The organism is Pseudonocardia oceanicola, assembly GCF_047200735.1.
In the GTDB taxonomy this organism is placed as follows: Bacteria; Actinomycetota; Actinomycetes; order Mycobacteriales; family Pseudonocardiaceae; genus Pseudonocardia.
This window is the reverse complement of record NZ_JBJZON010000113.1, coordinates 1-294: the sequence shown is the minus strand read 5'-3', so window position 1 is coordinate 294 and position 294 is coordinate 1. Positions and strand designations below refer to the sequence as shown.

The 294-nt window shown below is 69.4% G+C and carries 1 protein-coding gene; it reads left to right on the top strand.

Annotated elements, in window-relative coordinates:
- On the top strand, positions 1-288 hold a 288-nt coding region (locus ACL02T_RS35050), incomplete at its 5' end, for an SDR family oxidoreductase (RefSeq protein ID WP_412835114.1).
- Positions 289-294 lie beyond the last annotated feature (6 nt).

The following is a 294-nucleotide window of genomic DNA, read 5'->3' as shown; positions in this document are numbered from 1 at the left end:
AACTACGGCGCGGCCAAGGCGGGGATCGTCGGGTTGACCAAGTCGCTGGCCAAGGAGCTGGCGCGCAAGCAGGTCACCGTTAACGCGTTGGCGCCGCTGGCGGCGACGGCGATGACCGAGAACATCCGCAGCAACGAGAAGCTCGCGCAGAAGACGCTCGAGCGGATCCCGTTGCAGCGCTGGGCGGCCCCGGACGAGATCGCGGCGAGCTTCGTGTTCTTGGCCTCGCCCGCGGCGGGCTACATCACCGGCCAGGTGCTGCCGGTCGACGGCGGGACGGTGATCTGAGGTGCC